The organism is Buttiauxella agrestis (assembly GCF_900446255.1).
Taxonomy (GTDB): domain Bacteria; phylum Pseudomonadota; class Gammaproteobacteria; order Enterobacterales; family Enterobacteriaceae; genus Buttiauxella; species Buttiauxella agrestis.
This window is the reverse complement of record NZ_UIGI01000001.1, coordinates 3,714,551-3,736,513: the sequence shown is the minus strand read 5'-3', so window position 1 is coordinate 3,736,513 and position 21,963 is coordinate 3,714,551. Positions and strand designations below refer to the sequence as shown.

Here is a 21,963-nt window from a genome sequence, read left to right as displayed (position 1 = left end):
TATTATGCTACGTTTTTCGGCTAATTTATCGATGCTGTTTCTGGAATATGATTTTCTTGACCGTTTTGAACGTGCCGCAGCGGCTGGGTTTAAAGCGGTAGAATTTATGTTCCCGTATGGATACAGCGTTGCGGTGTTGCAGGAAAAGTTAAAATCTAACGGACTTGAACACACGCTACATAACTTACCGGCGGGTGACTGGGATAAAGGCGAGCGTGGTATTGCTTGTATTCCTGGACGTGAAGCTGAGTTTCGAAGTGGTGTACAAGCTGCAATCTTGTATGCCAAAGCGCTGGGCAACAGCAAAATCAATTGCCTGGTCGGGAAAACGCCAGCAGGCGTAAGTGCTGAAAAAGTCCGCGAGACTCTGGTTGAAAACCTGCGTTACGCCGGAAGTGAACTGGCAAAAGAAGGCATTCTGTTAGTGATTGAACCGCTCAATCATTTTGATATGCCCGGCTTTTACCTGACTGGCACCCAGCAGGCTATCGACCTGATTGATGAAGTGGGTTGCGATAACATACGCGTGCAATATGACATTTATCATATGCAACGTATGGAAGGGGAGTTAGCCAATACGCTAACGGGGAAATCAGCAAAAATTGGCCATATACAATTAGCGGATAATCCTGGGCGTGGTGAGCCAGGAACCGGTGAAATTAATTATGATTATCTTTTCTCGGTAATTAATAAATTAGATTATGACGGTTGGGTGGGTTGTGAGTATAAACCGAAAACCACCGCCGAAGAAGGGATGTCGTGGATTAGCCCTTACCGCTAGTATTATTTTTTAAATAGACAATATAAACAGGCAATAAATTAATATCCGAATAATGGATAAGGTCGCTTATTGCCTGAAATAACCTGAAAGGAATTAAACAATGAATCTCGGCTTTATTGGTTTGGGTATTATGGGCACACCTATGGCGCAGCGCCTGGCGCAAGTGGGGCATAAGCTTCGCGTCTGCACTATTGGCCCCGTTTCAGACAAACTCTATTCATTAGGGGCTGAAAACTGCGAAACGGCGCGCAACGTAACAGAAAAATCAGACATCATCTTTATCATGGTGCCAGATACACCGCAGGTCGAAGAGGTGCTGTTTGGGCCTGAAGGTTGTGCGCAGGCTTCACTGAAGGGCAAAACCATTGTTGATATGAGTTCAATTTCCCCTATCGAAACCAAACGCTTTGCTCAAAAGGTAATTGAACGCGGCGGCGAATACCTTGATGCACCGGTTTCCGGCGGCGAGGTGGGCGCTAAAGAAGGCACGCTTTCAATCATGGTGGGCGGCAAGCCAGAAGTGTTTGAACGTGTGCAGTCGCTGTTCGAAGTGATGGGCAAAAACATTACGTTGGTGGGTGGGAATGGCGACGGTCAAACCTGCAAAGTGGCAAACCAGATTATCGTGGCGTTAAACATTGAAGCGGTTTCTGAAGCCTTACTGTTTGCCTCTAAGGCCGGAGCTGACCCTGCACGCGTTCGCCAGGCATTAATGGGTGGATTTGCGTCTTCACGTATTCTCGAAGTTCACGGCGAGCGCATGATCAAACGGACGTTTGCGCCTGGTTTTAAAATTGCTCTACACCAGAAAGATTTAAATCTGGCGCTACAAAGTGCCAAAGCACTGGCGATTACATTGCCAAATACAGCCACCTGCCAGGAATTATTTAATACCTGTGCGGCGAATGGCGGTAGCCAGCTAGACCATTCTGCACTAATTCAGTCGTTGGAATTAATGGCGAATCACAAAATTTCCTGATTGTTGAAATATAAGCACTGCGCACAAAGAGGCGCAGTGCCAATAGAGTTGACTTTTTTCTTTTTGTTTTATTTGTGTCTCCGAAAAGCTAAGCCCATAGCGTTTTTATTACGTGATTAGTAGAGGGATATATGGAAAGACAGGAACAGCAGCAGAGAGAGCTTTATCGGGCCAGGGGCTATAGCGACGATCTTCTTCCAAAAGAAAAAGAGAAACAAACCTGGAAAGCATTTAACTATTTTACCCTATGGATGGGGTCAGTTCATAACGTTCCAAACTATGTCATGGTCGGCGGCTTCTTTATATTAGGATTGTCAACATTAAGTATTATGTTGGCGATTATTCTGAGCGCGTTTTTTATTGCTTTTGTCATGGTAATGAACGGCGCGGCAGGAACCAAATACGGCGTGCCGTTTGCCATGATTTTACGTGCTTCCTATGGCGTGCGCGGTTCACTGTTCCCCGGCATTTTACGTGGTGGGATTGCAGCGATTATGTGGTTCGGCCTGCAATGCTATGCCGGTTCGCTCGCCTTCTTAATTCTGATTGGCAAAATCTGGCCAGGCTTCCTCTCCCTCGGCGGCGATTTCAATATCCTGGGTCTTAATTTGCCGGGACTGATTGCCTTCCTGTTCTTCTGGGCAATCAACGTCGCCATTGGTTTTGGTGGTGGTGGAGTGCTCAATAAATTCACTGCGGTTCTCAACCCTTGTATTTACATCGTCTTCGGCGGCATGGCTATCTGGGCTATTTCCCTGGTGGGGATTCAACCTATTCTGGACTACGTTCCGACAGGTGTTCAGAAAGCAGAAAATAGTGGCTTCCTCTTCCTGGTGGTGATTAACGCCGTAGTGGCTGTTTGGGCGGCACCGGCAGTGAGTGCATCTGACTTTACCCAGAATGCGCAAAGCTTCCGTCAGCAGGCACTAGGGCAAACTTTAGGGTTATTGGTGGCCTACATTCTGTTTGCGGTGGCAGGTGTGTGTATTATCGCTGGGGCCAGTATTCACTACGGCGTAGACACGTGGAACGTGCTGGATATCGTGCAAAAGTGGGACAGCCTGTTTGCTTCATTCTTCGCGGTGTTAGTGATTCTGATGACCACGATTTCAACCAATGCCACGGGTAATATCATCCCTGCGGGATACCAGATTGCGGCTATTGCTCCGACCAAACTGACCTATAAAAACGGCGTACTCATTGCCAGTATTATCAGCCTGCTGATTTGCCCATGGAAATTAATGGAAAACCAAAACAGCATCTATTTATTCCTCGATATCATCGGTGGAATGTTAGGGCCGGTCATCGGCGTGATGATGGCACATTACTTTATTGTGATGCGTTCGCAAATCGACCTGGATACTTTATATACAAAAGCCGGTGATTATAAGTTTTACGATAATGGTTTTAACGTCACGGCGTTCTCTGTCACTTTAATTGCGGTTGTGCTTTCGTTAGGCGGGAAATTTATTCCCCTGTTTGAGCCATTGTCACGCGTGTCATGGTTTGTTGGTGTGATTACCGCTTTCGTTTTATACGTATTGCTGAAAAAACGCGACGCACCAGGAATATCTACCGAGCATAAAACAGCTTGATATAAAAATAACGTCTTACCCCTGTACTTAATAAAACTCTGTACCCTTACAAGGAGAAGTTTATGTCTTACGATCTGATTATTAAAAACGGCACCGTCATTTTAGACAACGAAGCATTAGTTACCGATATTGCAGTTAAAGACGGCAAAATAGCCGCCATCGGCAATGGTCTGAACGGCGCAGCGAAGGTGATGGATGCTACCGGTCTGATAGTTGCGCCTGGCATGGTCGATGCTCACACCCATATTTCTGAACCAGGCCGCAGCCATTGGGAAGGCTACGCCACTGGCACACGTGCTGCGGCTAAAGGCGGCATCACCACGATGATCGAAATGCCGCTCAACCAGCTCCCTGCTACGGTTGACCGCGCCAGCATTGAAATGAAATTCGATGCCGCCGCAGGCAAATTGACCATTGATGCTGCGCAGCTCGGTGGCCTGGTTTCTTACAACATCGACCGTCTGCATGAACTGGACGAAGTCGGCGTGGTTGGCTTCAAATGCTTCGTCGCCACTTGTGGCGATCGCGGTATCGACAACGACTTCCGCGACGTGAACGACTTCCAGTTCTTCAAAGGCGCTCAGAAGCTCGGAAAATTGGGCCAGCCAGTATTAGTGCACTGCGAAAATGCGCTGATTTGTGACGAATTGGGTGACGAAGCGAAACGCGAAGGCCGTGTGACGGCACACGACTACGTGGCCTCACGCCCGGTCTTCACCGAAGTCGAAGCGATTCGCCGTATTTTGTACCTCGCAAAAGTTGCCGGTTGCCGCCTGCACGTTTGTCACATCAGCAGCCCGGAAGGTGTGGCTGAAGTCACTCGTGCACGCCAGGAAGGCCAGGATGTTACTTGCGAATCCTGCCCACATTACTTTGTGCTCGATACCGATCAGTTTGAAGAAATCGGCACCCTGGCAAAATGCTCGCCGCCGATTCGCGATGCGCAAAACCAGAAAGGTATGTGGGAAAAACTGTTCAACGGTGAAATCGACTGCCTGGTTTCTGACCACTCACCATGCCCGCCAGATATGAAAGCAGGCAACATCATGCAGGCCTGGGGCGGCATTGCTGGCCTGCAAAGCTGTATGGATGTGATGTTTGATGAAGCGGTGCAAAAGCGTGGAATGTCGCTGCCGACCTTCGCCAAACTGATGTCGGGCAATGCGGCAGATATCTTTGGTTTGCAACATAAAGGCCATATCGCGCCGGGCAAAGATGCGGATCTGGTGTTCATCCAGCCAAACTCGTCTTACGTGCTGAAAAACGAAGATCTGGAATATCGCCACAAAGTCAGCCCTTACGTCGGTCGCACCATCGGTGCACGCATCCTGAAAACTATTCTGCGTGGAGAGGTGATTTACGACATTGAAAGCGGATTTGGCGCGAAACCAATCGGTAAATTCATTCTGAAACACCAGCAGTAGTCGTTTACTTGCAGCTGCGCTCGTTGATCCCGGGCGCGGCTTTTTGTCATTTTACAGGGTGGGATTATGGAAGCTGCGCGTCTTAGTCGGGATACCTGGCTGTCTGGTTTTCAGTGGTTCTTCTTTATTTTCTGCAATACGGTGGTTATCCCGCCGACGTTGCAATCCGCATTTCATCTCGCTTCCGCCACGACATTTGTGCTGACGCAATATTCTTTTTTGACGACCGCGCTGGCTTGTCTGCTTCAGGCTTTTTTTGGCCATCGTCGTGCATTGATGGAAGGGCCGGGCGGACTGTGGTGGGGCACGATTTTAACTCTCACGCTGGCTGAGTCCGCGCAAGGAACGTCCCTTGCCTCGATTGGCGGCAGCCTCGCATTGGGCATTGCGCTGGCGGGGGTTCTGACAATGGTGATTGGGTTTAGCGGATTAGGGCCGTGGCTTGCCAGGCTGTTTTGCCCGGCCGTAATGATTGTGTTTATGTTCTTACTCGGCGCGCAGCTTACCACCATCTTTTTTAAAGGCATGCTTGGGATGCCGTTTGGTGCGGTGAACGGGCCGGTTGATCTCAACGGAGCGGCATTTTCCCTCGCCGTTGCGGTGGTGATTTTTATCGTCGCCTTTATTGTGATTCTCCCGCAGCGCATCGGGAAATTTGCCGTTTTGCTCGGCACCATTCTGGGCTGGGGCATTTACGTTTGCTGGTTTGGGAATACTCACGTCGCAACGCAAACCCAGAGCTGGCAATGGTTCCCGCTTGGGCATTCTCTGGATATTAAACCCGGCATTGTGATTACCGCTGTGCTGACGGGGCTGGTGAATATCTCCAACACGTTTGGCGCGATCCGTGGCAGCGACACTTTTTATGGCAACTCGCCAGCTATGCCTGCGCTATACCGGCGCAGTTTTGTTGTTTCCGGCGCGATGACATTAATTGGTGCACCGCTGGGTGTGATCCCTTTCTCGCCCTTCGTCTCCTCAATTGGCCTGATTACTCAAACCCAGGATGCGACGCGCCGCGCATTTGTCGTCGGCAGCCTGCTGTTTTTGTTGATTGGTCTCTTTCCACCGCTGACGCGTTTTTTCTGCGCTATTCCGCTCACAATTAGCAGTGCCGTGATGCTGGTGGCGTACCTGCCGTTGCTGTGGTCGTCGTTGCTGTTTGTAAATCTCACCACACTGAACTCACGCAACATTTATCGCATCGCTATTCCGCTGTTCTGCGGCGTGTTTTTGATGGGCGTCCCGGGGGCGTATTTGCAGCAGCTTCCGTTATTGGTGCGTCCGTTACTCAGCAACGGCCTGTTGATGGGCGTGCTGCTTGCTGTGGTGCTGGAAAATCTCTTTCCCTGGGATCGCGTGAAATAACGCCCCACATTGTTAAGGAATAAATAATGAAAATTGTGATTGCACCGGATTCATTTAAAGAAAGCCTGAGCGCGGAACGCACGGCGCAGGCCATTAAAAAAGGGTTTGAGGAAATTTTCCCAGAGGCCCAATACGTCTGCCTGCCTATTGCCGACGGTGGGGAGGGGACGGTAGAAGCGATGATTGCGGCCACTCGCGGGAAGCTTGTGACGCTGACCGTGAGCGGGCCAATGAACCAGCCGGTAGAGGCATTCTATGGCGTCACCGGGGACGGGCGCACGGCGGTGATTGAAATGGCTGCGGCCAGTGGTTTAATGCTGGTGGAACCCGAATTACGTAACCCGATGTCTGCCACCAGTTTTGGCACCGGGGAGCTTATCAAACACGCGCTTAATGCGGGTATCCGCCACATTATTCTCGGCATCGGCGGCAGCGCGACCGTTGACGGAGGTATCGGCATGGCGTAGGCGTTGGGCGTGCATTTTTACGATGCTGATGGCAACGAACTGGCCGAGGGCGGCGGTGCATTGAGTTCTCTTTCCCATATCGACCAGCAGCAAATCGACCCGCGAGTCAAAGAGTGTCATTTCGAAATTGCCTGCGATGTGGATAACCCACTCACCGGGCCGCGAGGGGCGGCTGCGGTGTTTGGCCCACAAAAAGGGGCGACGCCGGAAATGGTCATCCAGCTTGATAATGGTCTGGCAAATCTGGCTGAAATTCTGGGAGCGCAGACGGGGCGTGATATTAACGCGATTGTTGGCGGCGGAGCGGCTGGGGGTATGGGCATTGCAGCAGAGGTTTTCCTCGGCGGCAAATTGAAACTGGGCATCGACATCATCATGAATGCGGTCAACCTTGAACAGGTACTCGAAGGCGCTGATTTAGTGATCACCGGCGAAGGGCGCATCGACAGCCAGACCGTCGGCGGCAAAGCGCCAATCGGTGTTGCACGAGTGGCTCACCGCCTCGGTGTACCCGTTATCGGCATGGCCGGTGTGCTCGGGGAAGGAGTGGAAGTGGTGCATCAACATGGTATCGACGCCGTATTCAGCATCCTCCCGCGCCTTGCTCCGCTTGCCACCGTGTTATTGCAGGGGGAAATTAACCTGCAACATTGTGCACGGAATATCGCTCAGGCGATGAAGTTGGGGCAGGCGATTCCGGCGTAAAAAAAGGCCACGGTATTATCCGTGGCCAAACCGACAAGCTAAGAAAACCTTTTTAAATTTCTACATCGCGATTGCAATCTTTTGAATAGATATAGCTAAATGCCTCACCGCGTCCGACGCCATAACCCGCCTGCAATGAATAAGCGCCCATAAAGATGTAATCGCCCTGTTTTACCGGTATCCATTCGTTATCGAGGTTGTAAACGCCCTGACCGCTGAGGATATAGGCACCGTGCTCCTGAACATGGGTTTCGATATAGCCGTGGGATGCACCCGGAGCAAATGACAGAATGTGCATGTTCATATCGAAGCCGAGATCTTTCGGCAGCAGATCCTGCAAAATCACGTCGCTCATACCTTCATATTCAATACGCTCAAGCTGATTCACATTCCCGCTGACGATATGAGCCTTGTGCCCGTTAGCTGGAATATAGCGGCGTTTATATAAAAACAGGCGACTGTCTTGCGAGTGATTGTTAATAAAAGTCATTGCGGTATCTGGTGGGCAATATAAATACCCCCCTTGTGTGAGTGTGAAACTCTGTTCGCCAGCGCGGGCTTTGATAGCACCGTCGATAACATAAACAAAGGTTTCAATGCCGTCGCCGCCAAAGCCGATATTGTTCCCGCCATCCTGATGCAGAGTGACCAGGTAATCGACGAACGTGGCGCCCAGTTTAGGGGTCGATAAAATTGTCACATCGCAATTATCAAAACCGGGGATAATATTTTTCACCAAACCGTCGGGCGTAATTAACGCATAGTTGCCACGTTTAATAATGGAGCGCGAAGCCAGTAAATCGCTGATGTAACCCGTGTTGTTATTAAGATAACCCATTTCTTTTTCTTCCTTATTCTTTATAAGCCAGTTCGTAAAGCATTAACGCCAGGGTTTTCACCCCTGCGGCCAAATCTTTTATATGTGTTGCTTCTGCGGGGTTATGGCTAATACCGCCAATGCTCGGCATGAAAATTAAACAGGTCGGTACCTGCGGGGCGAAAATTTGTGAATCGTGCCCGGCTCCGCTGTGCATCAGGCGATAATTCAGCTTCTCGGACTGGCAAATGGTTTCAAGTTTATCCACCAAATGCGTATCCATTGGCACCGGGGCTTCGTCCATCCACAAATCAATATCAATACCGATATTCATCTCATCACAAATACGGCGCATATCGGCCTCAATTTCCCCGGTAAAGGCTTTGAGCAGGGCGGCATCGGTATGGCGGCAATCAATGGTGAAACAGGTTTTTCCCGGCACCACGTTCACGGTATTGGGCTGCGGTTCCACTTTGCCGAAGGTCAGCACCAGCGGGTCGCCCATCGCTTGTGCTTTTGCAATGCTTTCGCAGCAGATGCGGCTAAAGGCATGAACCGTGTCGCGGCGATAACTCATCGGCGTGCTGCCCGCGTGGTTTGACTCGCCGCTCAACATCACGGTGTAGCGACGTTGGCCGACAATCGCGGTAACTACACCAATCTCTTGCTGATGGGTTTCCAGAATACGCCCTTGTTCAATATGCAATTCCACAAAGGTTTTGATATCAGCCCGTGGTTTTAGTGGGGCGGCGGCAAGGGTGAAGCCGCATTCGCTCATCGCCTGAGTGAAAGGAATACCTTTGGCGTCTGAAATATGGCGCACATCTTCAGGATCGGCCAGGCCGAAGATATTTTTACTGCCCCAGAAAACATAGGGAAAACGGCTTCCTTCTTCTTCTGCCAGCGCCACCATTTCTAAGGTGCGTAGCGGTGCGCCGTAAGTTTTATAAAGCCTGCGAATCGCAAGCCAGGCGGCTAAAGCACCAAACTGCCCATCTAGATTGCCACCGTTAACCACAGAATCGATATGCGAACCGGTCAGAATCACCTCGCCGGGATAGCGCGTTCCATTGATGCGGCCATATAAATTGCCCACTTCATCAAAGCGAGTTTGCAGACCATCTTGCTGCATGCGCGATTTAAACTGCTGTTGCGCTTCAAGCCACTGCGGGGAATAAAGCAAACGTGTTATTCCGCCGTCAGGTGCGGCACCAAAAGACGAAAGCCAGGGCAAAGTTTCTTCTATGTCAGACTGAAACGAAGTCATGATGATTATCCTTAATTATTGCGCGAAAGGATTTTTGGTTTCATAAGAACGGGTATATAACGCATCGGAAATTAAATACTCGTAAATTTCTTCAACGATCTCGATGCCTTCACGCGCAGTCGTTTTCTCGTAAATATCCAGATTTTGACCAGGATAATAAACTTGTGAGAATCCCGGAGCGGGTTTAACCGCATTTAATTGCTGCATGGTTTGCGTTATTGCTCTGCGGAAATAATCACTGCCACCAAAATAGTCGGGATTAATTACGATATGCAATTGGCCAAGATTACGACCGGCACTTAAATCGTCATACATTGAGCTGACCTGTTTGCCAAACGGCAGGCCAAGCAAAATGCCGGAAAGCACATCAATCATCATCATCAGCCCGTAGCCCTTCGGCCCGGCGGCTGGCAGTAAAGCATGAACGGCAAACGGATCTGTGGTCGGCTGGCCATTTTTATCTACCGCCCAGCTGTCCGGAATTGGCGTGTTGCGCGCCCGCGAGTCCAGAATTTTGCCCCACGCCTGCACGGTCGTTGCCATATCAAACGTGACAACATCATCGTTTTCACCAGGGGCCGCAAACGCCAGAGGATTCGTCCCGTAATAGATTTCTGCGCCGCCAAACGGCACCACCATCGGGTCGGACTGACAAACTGAAACCCCTACCAAACCGGCTTTCGCAGCCTGTTGCACAAAGTACGAAAGCGCCCCGCTGTGGCCCATACTACGAATACCGACCACCGCCACGCCGTTCTCTTTCGCCATGCTGATGGCGTGTTCCATACCCAGTTTTGCCATCACCTGGCCGGCACCGTTGTCACCATGCAAAATGGCGGAGCATGGGCCAGTCTGTTCAAAGCGGATCTGCGGATTACAGTTTGTTCCACCCTGCGAGATGCGCTGTGCGTAGTATTCAACACGTACCGCCCCGTGAGAATGAATCCCACGAGCATCGGCATAGACCAGCACTTCTGCCACGGTAGCCGCATGGTCTATCTTGAGTCCGGCCGCGGATAATTTATTTATGATGAGCTGCTGGAGTGTTTCCCGACTGATTTTCATCTGTCTTCCTTTCTGTTACCCATAGAGCTTAATTCCGCCATAACATACCCGCTGGGATGATAAAAATTGTGATCTCAATAGGGTTATTTTTATTGTTAGAATTAATTTGAAGATGGCTGTGTTTTCTGTAATTAATTTTAATTAATAGATATGCAGATAATATTAAATAATTCCCGCGTGACTATTTGAATAACTTTGCTAATAAATTTGTTGTGATATTTGTCACCTTAATTAATTCATTGAGGAAATAATCTGCAAGCCATTCAACAGGCTTTTCGGTGATGAGGAATTATCAATGATTCACGCCTTTATTAAGAAAGGATGTTTTCAGGATTCGGTCAGCTTAATGCTTATTTCCCGCAAGCTGAGTGAAACCGAAGGTGTCGATGATGTTTCGGTAATGATGGGCACGCCTGCTAATAAGACGCTGCTCGAAAACACGGGCTTCTGGCATAAAGATTTTGCTGGGGCAACGCCTAACGATATTTGTGTGGCCATTCGCAGTGAGAACGAAGATGCCGCGATTGTGCAACTCATTTGCCAGCAACTTGATGCAGCGCTTGAAAGCGCCGGGCAGGCTGGCGGCAACGGGCAAAAACTGGTGCAGGCAAGGCGTTGGGAAAGTGCCTGCCAGAAGCTCCCAAAAGCTAATCTGGCACTGATTTCCATCGCCGGGGAATATGCGGCGCAACTCGCAAATCAGGCGCTGGATAGCGATAAAAACGTGATGATCTTCTCGGACAATGTGTCGCTTGAAGATGAAATCGCGCTGAAAACCAAAGCCCGCGAGAAAGGTTTGATTGTGATGGGGCCGGACTGTGGCTCCACCATTGTCGCGGGTACGCCGTTGGCGTTCGCCAACGTGATGCCACAGGGCAACATCGGCGTGATTGGCGCATCCGGCACCGGTATTCAGGAGCTGATTTCACAAATCGCACTCGGCGGGGAAGGGATTACTCATGCCCTGGGATTAGGCGGGCGTGATTTATCGGCGCAGGTTGGCGGCATTAGCGCGTTAAGCGCTCTGGAAATGCTGAGCGCCGACGCGCAAAGCCAGGTGTTGGCGTTTGTTTCGAAACCGCCTGCTGAAGCGGTGCGTAAGAAAGTCATCGCGGCAATGCAGACGCAAAGCAAACCCGTGGTGGCGCTGTTTCTTGGCCATAAATCTGCCACAAAACGCGATGGCAATATCTGGTTTGCCGACACCATTGACGAAGCGGCGCGTATTGCATGCTTGCTCGGCAGCGTTGAACGTGCGCGGGCGCTTTCACCCAATGTGGTAGGCGGCAAAATCAGTGGCCTGTTTACTGGCGGCACGCTGGCGGCGGAAACCGCGATGTTGCTGGCCGAACAGCTGGGTGTGGAGGCCGACGACACGCACCATTATGGCACCATGCTGGATGCCGGCGGCCACCGGGTCATCGATCTGGGGGATGATTTCTACACCGTCGGCAAACCGCATCCGATGATTGACCCCTCCACGCGTAATCAAATGATCAAAGATCTGGCGAACCAGCCGGAAGTCGGTGTGTTATTGCTCGATGTGGTGATCGGTTACGGCGCTCAGGAAAACCCCGCCGCTACGCTTGCAGAAGCGATTTGTGCGCTCAAAGCCAAACGCGCTACGCCGCTGGCGATTATCGCTACCGTCACCGGAACCGAACAAGACCCGCAGTGCCGCTCCGGGCAACGCGCAATTTTGCGTGAAGCGGGCGTGATGGTGATGGACACCTTGCCGCAGGCCACGCAGCTTGCCAGCTCACTTATTTCTTCAGCGCTGACGCAAGTCACGCAATCCGCACCTTCATTGCTCGATGGCGTGGCGGTCATTAACGCCGGGCTGCGCAGCTTTGCTCAGGATTTACAGGCGACATCTACCGCCGTGGTGCATTTCCAGTGGGCGCCGATTGCCGGTGGCAATCCTCATCTGGCCCGTTTATTAGCTCGTTTACAGTAAGAGGTTGTTATGACTACATCTGTGGCGCAAGCCAACACCGCAGTGATTGAACGTATTCGCAAAGCCCGTCCACACTGGCTGGATGTTAAACCCGCAGGCTCGCTGATTAGTGTGCTAAACCGTGGCATGACGCTGTTACACGCCGGGCCACCAATGGCATGGGAAAACATGACCGGGCCAATGAAAGGGGCCTGCATCGGCGCATGCCTGTTCGAAGGCTGGACGAAAGATGAAGCGCAGGCGCTGCAATTGCTGGAGGGCGGAGATGTCACTTTTGTGCCTTGCCACCACGTTAATGCCGTTGGCCCGATGGGCGGGATCACCTCGGCGCATATGCCGATGCTGGTGGTGGAAAATATCACTGACGGCAACCGCGCCTACTGCAATCTCAACGAAGGTATCGGCAAAGTGATGCGCTTTGGTGCCTACGGTGAAGATGTGCAGGCGCGTCATCGCTGGATGCGTGATGTGCTGGCTCCGGTATTGAGCGCCGCACTTTCGCAAATGGAACGTGGGGTTGACCTCACCGCCATGATGGCGCAGGGCATCACGATGGGCGATGAGTTTCACCAGCGTAATATCGCGACCTCCGCATTGCTGATGCGCACGCTGGCACCGCACATTATCCGCCTGAATCACGATAAAGCCGAGCTTGCGCAAGTGATGGATTTCCTGAGCGTCACCGATCAGTTCTTCCTGAATCTGGCGATGGCATATTGCAAAGCGGCAATGGACGCCGGAGCGGAAATTAAAGCGGGCAGCATCGTGACGGCGATGACGCGCAACGGGCATGAGTTCGGTATTCGCGTCAGCGGTCTGGGTGACCGTTGGTTCACCGCTCCCGTCAATACGCCGCAGGGGTTGTTCTTCACCGGTTATTCCCAGGAGCAGGCCAACCCGGATATGGGCGATAGCGCCATTACCGAAACCTTCGGTATCGGCGGCGCGGCAATGATTGCAGCACCCGGCGTGACGCGCTTTGTGGGCGCGGGCGGTATGGACGCGGCGCAGACCGTATCCGAAGAAATGGCGGAGATTTTCCTCGAGCGCAATATGCAACTCACGATTCCAGGTTGGGATTTCCAGGGCGCATGTCTGGGGCTGGATATTCGTCGCATCGTCGAAACGGGGATTACGCCGCTAATCAACACCGGTATCGCTCATAAAGACGCGGGAGTCGGGCAGATTGGCGCGGGTACAGTGCGTGCGCCGCTGGCCTGTTTTGAGCAGGCGCTTGAGGCGTTGGCTGAATCTTTGGGTGTGGAATAAAAGTGAGCGAGTGCTTATTACCGTTGCTGCGGAGTCGTCAGGCTCCCGCATTCCGCCAGCTTTGGCGTGTCGCGGGAGTATACCCACGCACCATCAATTTAGCCGCCAACGACGGCGCTTTGCTTACGCTGCACCGCGCCGGTGAAGGTGTCAGCCCGATGGGATGGGTGCTGCGCCATGATGATCATCAGCGCCTGCGGCTGGCACTTAAGCGTGATACCCCAATCAGCGTTACCGAGAAGGGGCTGAATTTAGCCGGATATCATCTGGTTGCGCCTCAACGTGAGTGCTCGCTTCGCTTGCCGGACAACCCGGCTGAACCCAGTTTGCAAACCTCGCTGTTGTATTGCAATGCGGAAACCGGGCTTTATGGCCCGCTTTCTACGATTGCCAGCCAGCCGTTACCGGTAGAGTTACGCCAGTTTCAGCGTAGTTTCCGCGCATCGCTTGCAGGCAAGATGGTGAACTGGTGCCGGATGCTCGGGAAAGGCCCAGGTTTGACGCCGACTCATGACGACATTCTGGTCGGCATGCTGCTGGCAGGCTGGTATCACCGTCGATTAAATGCAGAATGCGGCGCGCATTTTTTTGACGCCTCCGTTGATTTACGCGCGACGACAACGCAAGTGAGCGTTAACTATCTGCGCTTTGCCGCACAGGGCGTGTTCTCCTCGCCATTACTGCATTTTGCACATTCATTAACTTCACCGGCTCGCTTGCCGTTTGCCACCCGGCAGTTGTTATCGCTCGGACACACTTCGGGCGCGGATACTTTGCTGGGTTTTTGGTTAGGGCAGCGGGTCGTGCTGTAACGTTTACAAGGATATGTGATGAAAACTTTAGTCGTAGCTCTTGGCGGGAACGCGCTGCTACAGCGTGGTGAAGCGCTGAGCGTGGAAAATCAGTACCGCAATATTGATAAAGTGGCGAGTGCGCTGGCGCGGCTGGCGAAAGATTTTCGCGTTGCGGTGGTGCATGGCAACGGCCCGCAGGTGGGGCTGCTGGCACTGCAAAACCAGGCGTATAAAGAGGTCGCGGCTTATCCGCTCGATGTTCTGGTGGCCGAAAGCCAGGGCATGATTGGCTATATGCTGGCGCAGCGTATGGCGCAGCAACCACATATGCCGCCAGTTACCGCCGTGTTGACGCGTATGCTGGTGGACCGCGAGGATCCGGCGTTTACATTCCCCGAAAAGTTCATCGGCCCGGTTTATTCCCCGGAGCAACAACCCGCCCTTGAAGCGCAGCACGGTTGGCTGATGAAAGCCGATGGGCGCTATATTCGCCGCGTCGTGGCGTCACCGGCTCCGCTGAAAATTATCGACAGCGAAGCTATCGAACTGCTGTTAAAACATAACCATATGGTGGTGTGCAGCGGTGGCGGCGGGGTGGCGATGGTCGAAGGCAAAAATGGGCTGGAAGGGGTGGAAGCGGTGATTGATAAAGATCTGGCGGCGGCGTTACTGGCGCAACAGATTGACGCTGACGGGCTACTGATTCTGACCGATGCCGATGCGGTGTATGAAAACTGGGGCGCGCCACAGCAACGGGCAATTCGCCGGGCAACACCCGACGCGCTGGCACCGTTTGCTAAATCAGATGGTTCAATGGGGCCAAAAGTGGCGGCGGTCAGCAGTTTTGTTCGCCAACACAACAAACCAGCATGGATTGGGGCGTTGGATCAGATTGAACAGATTCTGGCGGGTGAAGCCGGAACCTGCATCGCGTTGTAAGTTTTATGGCGGATGACGCAAGTTGTCCGCGTTATGTCCGGCTGCGCAGCCAGGATTCGACCTGGCTGTAGTCGCCACGAAACACAATATTTCCCGCTTTTTTGCTGAGCTGATAGCGATACATCGGGTCGTAATACTCTTCGAGCAGTGGCGCAAGCCAGGCCAGATGCCCCTCAACGGAACCGGTTTTACGTTGCAATTCCAGCGCGTTATCCAGATGTTTGCTGAACTGAGCAAAACGCTCCAGGCCTAAACGACGGCGGATGGCAAACAGGCCATGATGCAAATATTCACCGTAGTTTTGCCAGGCCGTTTCTTCGTCATGAATCGACAAAAACGCACTGCTCATTTGCTGGAAATATTCGGTTTTCAGGCGCTCTAAACGCTGCTCAAACGGGTCTTCAATCACCACAATCGGTGAACGTAACATCTGCTCTCTGAAGCATTCAGGAATATGGCGCGAGCCAATCATGCGGCCTTCATCTTCAATAACCCAGGTGACTTCGCCACCGTCACTTTTCTTCAGCAGGGTAACAGCAAGGTTATTTTCAAAGTTCGTTTGCGAGGGTTGTTCCACAATCGTGCGGCCAAATGAGGAACCGCGATGGTGCGCCAGCCCTTCAAGATCAACACCGGTTGGCAGCGAGCGAATCAGAATCGTTTTGCCCCCGCCGGTGTTACCGCTGACCAAAATCATCGGCCAGCGTGAACGGGTTTCAATCACGTCCATTGCGTAATGGCGCAGTGCTTTATAACCGCCTTCGACCAGCGGATAGTCAACGCCCGCTTCGCGTAACCACTGCTGAACCAGATGCGAACGCATTCCTCCGCGCGCGCAACACAAATAACCCTGCGGATTCTCGCGGCAGGCGGCAAGCCACTTTTGCAAACGCGCCTCGCGGATTTCGCCATGAACCAGACTATGCCCTAATTTCACCGCCGCCTGCTGCCCATGCTGCTTGTAGCAAGTGCCTACGGCTGCACGCTCTTCATCGGTTATCAGCGGTAAATTCAGCGCGCCAGGCATCGCTCCCTGGCTGAATTCAACCGGCGCGCGCACGTCGATAAGCGCCGTACCGTTGCGCAGCAGATGGTCATAATCTTGAGTATTAGGACGAGCGTTTTGCATATAAAACCTTAGAGCGAGTGAGGCCAGAAACGCCGTGGATTGTGCGCTTTCGCGTATAGAAAAGAAAGGCTGGGGAACTTGAGGGGCAGAGCGGGTGAGCAAAAATGCCACCCGCCACTGTGATTAGAACTTACTTTGCGCCCAGGCAATGCCGCTGGCGTATTCCGCTGGAAGCAACGGTACCAGTGCCTCGAGAGAAGCGCTCAGTCTGCCGGTATCGCTGTCGTTCAGGTTGAGATGGCCGACTTTGCGACCTTCGCGCACTTCTTTATCGTACCAGTGCAAATGAACCAGTGGCAGTTTCAGCCAGTCATAATTCAGGTCGGTGCCGATAAGATTGACCATCACTGAAGGCGAGTTCACCACCGGTTGCGGTAGTGGCAGATCCACAATCGCCCGCAGATGCAGTTCAAACTGGCTGATGGATGCGCCGTTTTGCGTCCAGTGCCCGCTGTTATGCACGCGCGGCGCAAGCTCGTTAATCAGCAACCCGGCGGGAGTGATAAAGCACTCCATCGCCATCACGCCAACATAGTTCAGCTCGTGCAAAATCGCCGAAAGCATGGCTTCCGCCTGTTGCTGCTGCTCAATGTTCGCCTGTGGGAACACCACGCTGGTGCGCAGAATGCCGTCCTGATGCAGGTTATGCGTCAGCGGATAAAACACGGTTGTGCCATCGTGACCGCGAGCGCCTACTAACGAAACTTCGCCCGAAAAGTTAATCCCTTGCTCAACGATGCACTCGCCATAGCAATCGTCAGGCAACTGATCGGTTTCATGGCTGCGTAAACGCCACTGTCCGCGCCCGTCGTAACCGCCAACGCGGCGTTTCACAATGGCTAACTCACCCAGATTTTGGAAAACACTCGTCCATTCATCACGGCCAGAGAGCAGTTGCCACGGTGCGGTAGCCAGTTCGAGCTTATCGAATAGCTGCTTTTGCGTCAGGCGGTCGGCGATAATCGGGAAAACATCACGATTCACAAACGCGTTATGACGCGCTAATTCACGGGTGAGGGCGGTTTCAGGCCAGCGCTCAATTTCTGCGGTGATAACACTTTGTGCAAATGGCACGGCTTCAGGTTCGGCATCAAGGCCAACCGGATAAACGGCGATGCCCAGCGGTTCACCCGCCTGGCGCAGCATTCTGCCTAACTGACCATTCCCTAATACGCAGACGCGTTTCATGCATCACCCCGTGGATCAGGGTTTTCCAGCACTTCGTCAGTCTGACTTTGACGCCACGCTTGCAGGCGCTGATGCAAGCCGCTGTCATGCAGGGCAAGAATTTGAGCGGCCAGCAGCGCGGCATTTGCAGCACCTGCTTTGCCAATCGCCAGCGTGCCGACGGGAATACCACGCGGCATTTGCACAATAGAATAGAGACTGTCTACGCCGCTTAATGCCGCACTTTGAACGGGCACGCCCAGCACGGGGACCAGCGTTTTCGCCGCAATCATGCCCGGCAAATGTGCCGCTCCGCCTGCACCAGCAATAATCACCTGCAAACCGTTGTCGCTTGCTTGTTCGGCAAAACTGAACAGTTTATCGGGAGTGCGGTGTGCGGAAACCACTTCTACATGGTGCGGGACTTCAAGGGCGGTGAGGATTTCTGCGGCAAACTGCATGGTAGCCCAGTCACTTTTGGAACCCATGACAATGGCGATACGCGCTGGGGTCTGGTTGGAGGACATGCGTCTCAAAACTCCTGTGGGTATGCAAACATCACCGAACGTGGCTCGGTCGGTCAGAAGGGCTCAGAGAATACCATGAACATAGAGCAAGGAAAACGGTTGCGTGGTTAACAAAGCGGCAAAAAGAGGTGATTTTGTTTAAAAAGAAAAAGGAATTAACTCGACGTCTTCAGCAGTCACTTTAATCATCGATCCCTGTGTGTGCCATGCGCCAAGCACGCAGCGAAACGCGGGTTTACCATTGGCTGAAATCGGATGAATTTCCGGGCGATGGGTATGACCGTGGATCATCCATTGCACCTGATGGCGTTCGAGGGCGTCGATAACCGCGTGCGTGTTCACATCCATAATCGCCATAGATTTACTGCTATTTGAGGCTTTGCTGTCAGCACGCATTTTGGCGGCGACGCGTTTGCGGATAAACAGCGGTAGGGCGAGGAATAACCATTGCAGCCAGGGCTGATGGACTTTTTTGCGAAATGCCTGATAACCGTGGTCGTCAGTACAGAGCGTGTCGCCGTGCAGCAGCAAAATTTTGCGGCCATACAGTTCAACGATTTTTTCTTCTGGCAGCAGCGTCATACCGCTTAAGCGGGCAAAGCGATTGCCAAGCAGGAAATCCCGGTTGCCATGAATAAAGAAACAGGGCACGCCAGAATCCACCAGGTCTTTGATTGCTAGCGCGATTTGGCGGTGCAGCGGTTCCGGATCGTCGTCGCCAATCCAGGCTTCAAACAGATCGCCAAGGATATAAAGCGCGTCTGCTTCCCGAGCGCGGCCTGCCAGAAAACGCAGAAAACCGGCGGTGATCGCCGGTTCTTCTGAACACAGATGTAAATCTGCGATAAAAAGCGTCATCGCCATCGGGCGAATTATTCGCTTACGGTTACGCTAGTGATAACCACGTCTTCTTTAGGAACGTCCTGGTGCATACCGCTGCGACCCGTGGACACGCCTTTGATTTTTTCTACTACGTCCATGCCTTCAACGACTTCGGCAAATACGCAATAACCCCAACCTTGCATGCTTTCGCTGCTGAAGTTCAGGAAATCGTTATCCGCTACGTTAATGAAGAACTGGGAGCTTGCAGAATGTGGCGCCTGGGTACGAGCCATTGCCAGCGTGCCCTTGGTATTTTTCAGGCCGTTATTCGCTTCGTTTTGAATGGTGTCTTTGGTTTCTTTCTGCTTCATACCCGGTTCAAAACCGCCGCCCTGGATCATAAAACCGTTGATCACACGGTGGAAAATGGTGTTGGCGTAGAAACCTTCGCGGCAGTACTCGAGGAAGTTTTTAACAGTTTCAGGCGCTTTATCATCAAAAGTTTTGATTACGATATCGCCGTGATTAGTATGAAAAGTAACCATGCTGTGCATCCTATATTTAGTCAGACAGTGTTCCGGCAGACGGTGCCGCCACACAAGGTGGTTGTTATAGCATAACTGTACACTGTGAGTCAGTAAGCTATATCCTCGCAAAGCACACTGCCTCTGGGTAAAATTATGGTTTAATATAGCCAATTGCACCGTTTCGACACACTTACATGGAATCCCCTGATGTTAAAAATCTTCAATACAATGAGTCGCCAAAAAGAGGAATTCAAACCTATTCATGCCGGAGAGGTTGGCATGTACGTGTGTGGTATCACCGTTTACGATTTGTGTCATATCGGACATGGCCGTACTTTTGTTGCCTTTGATGTGGTCGCACGTTACCTGCGTTTTATCGGCTATAAGCTGAAATACGTGCGCAACATTACGGATATCGACGACAAAATTATCAAACGCGCTAACGAAAACGGCGAAGACTTCGTGGCGCTGGTTGATCGCATGGTGGCTGAAATGCACACCGATTTCGACGCGCTGAACATTTTGCGCCCGGACAGCGAGCCTCGCGCCACCAAACATATCCCAGACATCATCGAAATTGTTGAACAGCTTATCGAGCGTAATCACGCCTATGTTGCCAGCAATGGTGATGTGATGTTCTCCGTGGAAACCGACGCGGATTACGGCAAGCTTTCGCGTCAGGATCTGGATCAACTGCAAGCTGGTGCTCGCGTTGAAGTCGAAGCGAACGTTAAGCGCAGCCCAATGGATTTCGTGTTGTGGAAGATGTCTAAACCGGGCGAGCCAAGCTGGCAGTCGCCGTGGGGCGAGGGCCGTCCAGGCTGGCACATCGAATGTTCGGCGATGAACTGCAAACAGCTCGGCAACCATTTTGATATTCACGGTGGCGGTTCAGATTTGATGTTCCCGCACCACGAAAACGAAATCGCGCAGTCCACCTGTGCGCACGGCGGCGAATACGTTAACACCTGGATGCACTCGGGCATGGTGATGGTCGATCGCGAGAAAATGTCCAAATCACTGGGCAACTTCTTCACCGTGCGCGACGTGCTGAAATATTACGACGCGGAAACCATTCGCTACTTCCTGATGTCCGGTCACTATCGCAGCCAGTTGAACTACAGCGAAGAAAACCTGAAACAGGCGCGTACTTCTCTGGATCGTTTGTACACTGCACTGCGCGGCACGGATTCAAGTGTTCAGCCTGCCGGTGGCGAAGCGTTTGAAGCGCGTTTCCGTGAAGCGATGGATGACGACTTCAATACCCCGGAAGCCTATTCCGTACTGTTCGATATGGCGCGTGAAGTGAACCGCTTAAAAACAGAAGATTTGGCGGCAGCAAATGGCCTGGCGGCGGCGTTACGCCAGCTTTCAGGCGTGTTGGGCTTGCTTGAGCAGGATCCAGAAGCATTCCTGCAAGGCGGTGCACAGTCCGACGACAGCGAAGTGGCTGAAATCGAGGCGCTTATCAAACAGCGTAACGATGCGCGTCAATCTAAAGACTGGGCGCTGGCAGACCAGGCTCGTGACCGCCTCAATGAAATGGGTATCGTGCTGGAAGACGGTGCGCAGGGTACCACCTGGCGCCGCAAGTAATTTTATTCATTCAATAATACAGAAAGCGGCTTAGGCCGCTTTTTTTATCAGCTATTATATTGGAGATAAGAATAAAAAAGGTTTATTCATGGATACCGCAAATAATCAAAACAACGGCCACAGCTATCCTTCTTTTTATCCTCCTCGTCCAGTCACTGAAATAGCGTTGTTGCGTCAGGCGCTTAATGCGGTGGGAACCGATCACGTTTTTCATCCTCGCGATGAGATTTACGCTATTCGGGAAAATGAAAAATCCCTCTATTTATTTGCCGACGGGTATTTTAGCGCGATTCGTAGCGTTGACGGTTTGGTGCTTTCTTCGGTTCGCGGAGAGCTGATTTTTGGCATCGCGGAATGTATGAGACCACGGGGTGGCTGGTTTTTAAAGGTTGAAGAAACCTGCACGGCGCGCGTTGTGCCAGCCGATCAGGCATTTGCCATTTTTACGCAACAACAGTTATGGGAACCGGTCGCGAGCATTCTTTCCTGGTTTTTGCAGATTTACTCCCTGCGTGAAGAGCATCTTGTGGGGGTGTCGGCGTATGTCATGGTGCGCAATAAATTAATTGAGCTTCAAACCCTGGCGCCTGAGATGCGTTGCAATATTAATGTGGCGGACTTTATTCAGGAACGTACGCAACTTGCCCGAAGCACCATCATGGCGATTCTGGGTGAATTACGCCGTGGGGATTATGTTGAGATAAAGCGCGGAAGGCTGGTCACGGTAAAATATTTGCCGAAAGAATATTAAAAAAGCGGCTCATCAAA

The 21,963-nt window shown here is 52.0% G+C and carries 19 protein-coding genes and 1 pseudogene; 12 read left to right on the top strand and 8 right to left on the bottom strand.

Going from position 1 to position 21,963, the window contains the following annotated elements; genetic code table 11:
• Positions 1–4 precede the first annotated feature (4 nt).
• The 6 genes and pseudogenes from hyi to glxK all read left to right on the top strand — a co-directional run bounded on the left by hyi (position 5) and on the right by glxK (position 7,319).
• Entirely contained in the window at positions 5–781 is a 777-nt protein-coding gene (gene hyi, locus DY231_RS17705) for a hydroxypyruvate isomerase (protein WP_115630405.1), read from the top strand.
• A 100-nt stretch (positions 782–881) separates the two neighbouring features.
• Positions 882–1,760, top strand: a complete 879-nt coding sequence (glxR, locus tag DY231_RS17700; protein ID WP_115630403.1) for a 2-hydroxy-3-oxopropionate reductase — start codon at positions 882–884, stop codon at positions 1,758–1,760.
• Between the two features lie 131 nt (positions 1,761–1,891).
• Positions 1,892–3,355 (top strand): allantoin transporter, encoded by a 1,464-nt coding sequence (locus tag DY231_RS17695; protein WP_115630401.1) that lies wholly within the window; start codon positions 1,892–1,894, stop codon positions 3,353–3,355.
• Between the two features lie 62 nt (positions 3,356–3,417).
• Positions 3,418–4,779, top strand: coding sequence for an allantoinase AllB (gene allB, locus DY231_RS17690; protein WP_115630399.1), 1,362 nt, complete (start codon positions 3,418–3,420; stop codon positions 4,777–4,779).
• Positions 4,780–4,845: 66 nt separating this feature from the next.
• Complete coding sequence (locus DY231_RS17685; RefSeq protein ID WP_115630397.1) at positions 4,846–6,147, top strand: uracil/xanthine transporter; 1,302 nt, start codon at positions 4,846–4,848, stop codon at positions 6,145–6,147.
• 26 nt (positions 6,148–6,173) lie between these two features.
• A pseudogene (gene glxK / locus DY231_RS17680) lies at positions 6,174–7,319 on the top strand (glycerate 3-kinase).
• Positions 7,320–7,371: 52 nt separating this feature from the next.
• Here glxK and allE read toward each other — a convergent pair.
• Genes allE through allD form a run of 3 tightly spaced genes read right to left on the bottom strand, consistent with a single transcriptional unit; the run spans position 7,372 to position 10,468 of the window.
• Positions 7,372–8,157 carry a (S)-ureidoglycine aminohydrolase gene (gene allE / locus DY231_RS17675; protein ID WP_115630395.1) on the bottom strand — a complete coding sequence of 262 codons (786 nt, stop codon included), beginning with the start codon at positions 8,155–8,157 and terminating at the stop codon, positions 7,372–7,374.
• A 13-nt stretch (positions 8,158–8,170) separates the two neighbouring features.
• A complete protein-coding gene (allC, locus tag DY231_RS17670; RefSeq protein ID WP_370511336.1) occupies positions 8,171–9,403 on the bottom strand; it encodes an allantoate deiminase in 1,233 nt (410 codons plus the stop codon).
• A 15-nt stretch (positions 9,404–9,418) separates the two neighbouring features.
• The gene (allD, locus tag DY231_RS17665; protein WP_115630391.1) at positions 9,419–10,468 is read right to left on the bottom strand and encodes an ureidoglycolate dehydrogenase; all 1,050 of its coding nucleotides are present in this window, start codon (positions 10,466–10,468) and stop codon (positions 9,419–9,421) included.
• A 295-nt stretch (positions 10,469–10,763) separates the two neighbouring features.
• Between allD and DY231_RS17660 the strand changes: the two genes are divergently transcribed.
• The 4 genes from DY231_RS17660 to DY231_RS17645 are packed head-to-tail and all read left to right on the top strand — an operon-like array spanning position 10,764 to position 15,427.
• The gene (locus tag DY231_RS17660) at positions 10,764–12,425 is read left to right on the top strand and encodes an acyl-CoA synthetase FdrA (protein WP_115630389.1); all 1,662 of its coding nucleotides are present in this window, start codon (positions 10,764–10,766) and stop codon (positions 12,423–12,425) included.
• Positions 12,426–12,434: 9 nt separating this feature from the next.
• A complete protein-coding gene (locus tag DY231_RS17655) occupies positions 12,435–13,694 on the top strand; it encodes a YlbE family protein (protein ID WP_115630387.1) in 1,260 nt (419 codons plus the stop codon).
• Between the two features lie 2 nt (positions 13,695–13,696).
• A complete protein-coding gene (locus DY231_RS17650; RefSeq protein ID WP_115630385.1) occupies positions 13,697–14,506 on the top strand; it encodes an oxamate carbamoyltransferase subunit AllH family protein in 810 nt (269 codons plus the stop codon).
• A gap of 18 nt (positions 14,507–14,524) precedes the next feature.
• Positions 14,525–15,427: a carbamate kinase gene (locus tag DY231_RS17645; RefSeq protein ID WP_115630383.1), complete on the top strand. Its 903-nt coding sequence runs from the start codon at positions 14,525–14,527 to the stop codon at positions 15,425–15,427.
• A gap of 31 nt (positions 15,428–15,458) precedes the next feature.
• On the opposite strand, the gene mnmH is transcribed toward DY231_RS17645, so the two are convergent.
• From mnmH to ppiB, 5 genes are all read right to left on the bottom strand, one after another.
• Positions 15,459–16,556 carry a tRNA 2-selenouridine(34) synthase MnmH gene (mnmH, locus tag DY231_RS17640; RefSeq protein ID WP_115630381.1) on the bottom strand — a complete coding sequence of 366 codons (1,098 nt, stop codon included), beginning with the start codon at positions 16,554–16,556 and terminating at the stop codon, positions 15,459–15,461.
• Positions 16,557–16,679: 123 nt separating this feature from the next.
• Complete coding sequence (gene purK, locus DY231_RS17635) at positions 16,680–17,744, bottom strand: 5-(carboxyamino)imidazole ribonucleotide synthase (protein ID WP_115630379.1); 1,065 nt, start codon at positions 17,742–17,744, stop codon at positions 16,680–16,682.
• Positions 17,741–18,250, bottom strand: coding sequence for a 5-(carboxyamino)imidazole ribonucleotide mutase (purE, locus tag DY231_RS17630; RefSeq protein WP_034493801.1), 510 nt, complete (start codon positions 18,248–18,250; stop codon positions 17,741–17,743). Before purE ends, purK begins: the two co-directional genes overlap by 4 nt.
• A 138-nt stretch (positions 18,251–18,388) precedes the next feature.
• Entirely contained in the window at positions 18,389–19,108 is a 720-nt protein-coding gene (lpxH, locus tag DY231_RS17620; protein WP_115631882.1) for a UDP-2,3-diacylglucosamine diphosphatase, read from the bottom strand.
• Between the two features lie 14 nt (positions 19,109–19,122).
• Positions 19,123–19,617: a peptidylprolyl isomerase B gene (gene ppiB / locus DY231_RS17615; protein ID WP_034493843.1), complete on the bottom strand. Its 495-nt coding sequence runs from the start codon at positions 19,615–19,617 to the stop codon at positions 19,123–19,125.
• A gap of 189 nt (positions 19,618–19,806) precedes the next feature.
• Here ppiB and cysS point away from each other — a divergent pair, with 189 nt between their 5' ends.
• Entirely contained in the window at positions 19,807–21,195 is a 1,389-nt protein-coding gene (gene cysS, locus DY231_RS17610; protein ID WP_115630377.1) for a cysteine--tRNA ligase, read from the top strand.
• 88 nt (positions 21,196–21,283) lie between these two features.
• Positions 21,284–21,946, top strand: coding sequence for a helix-turn-helix domain-containing protein (locus DY231_RS17605; RefSeq protein ID WP_115630375.1), 663 nt, complete (start codon positions 21,284–21,286; stop codon positions 21,944–21,946).
• Positions 21,947–21,963 lie beyond the last annotated feature (17 nt).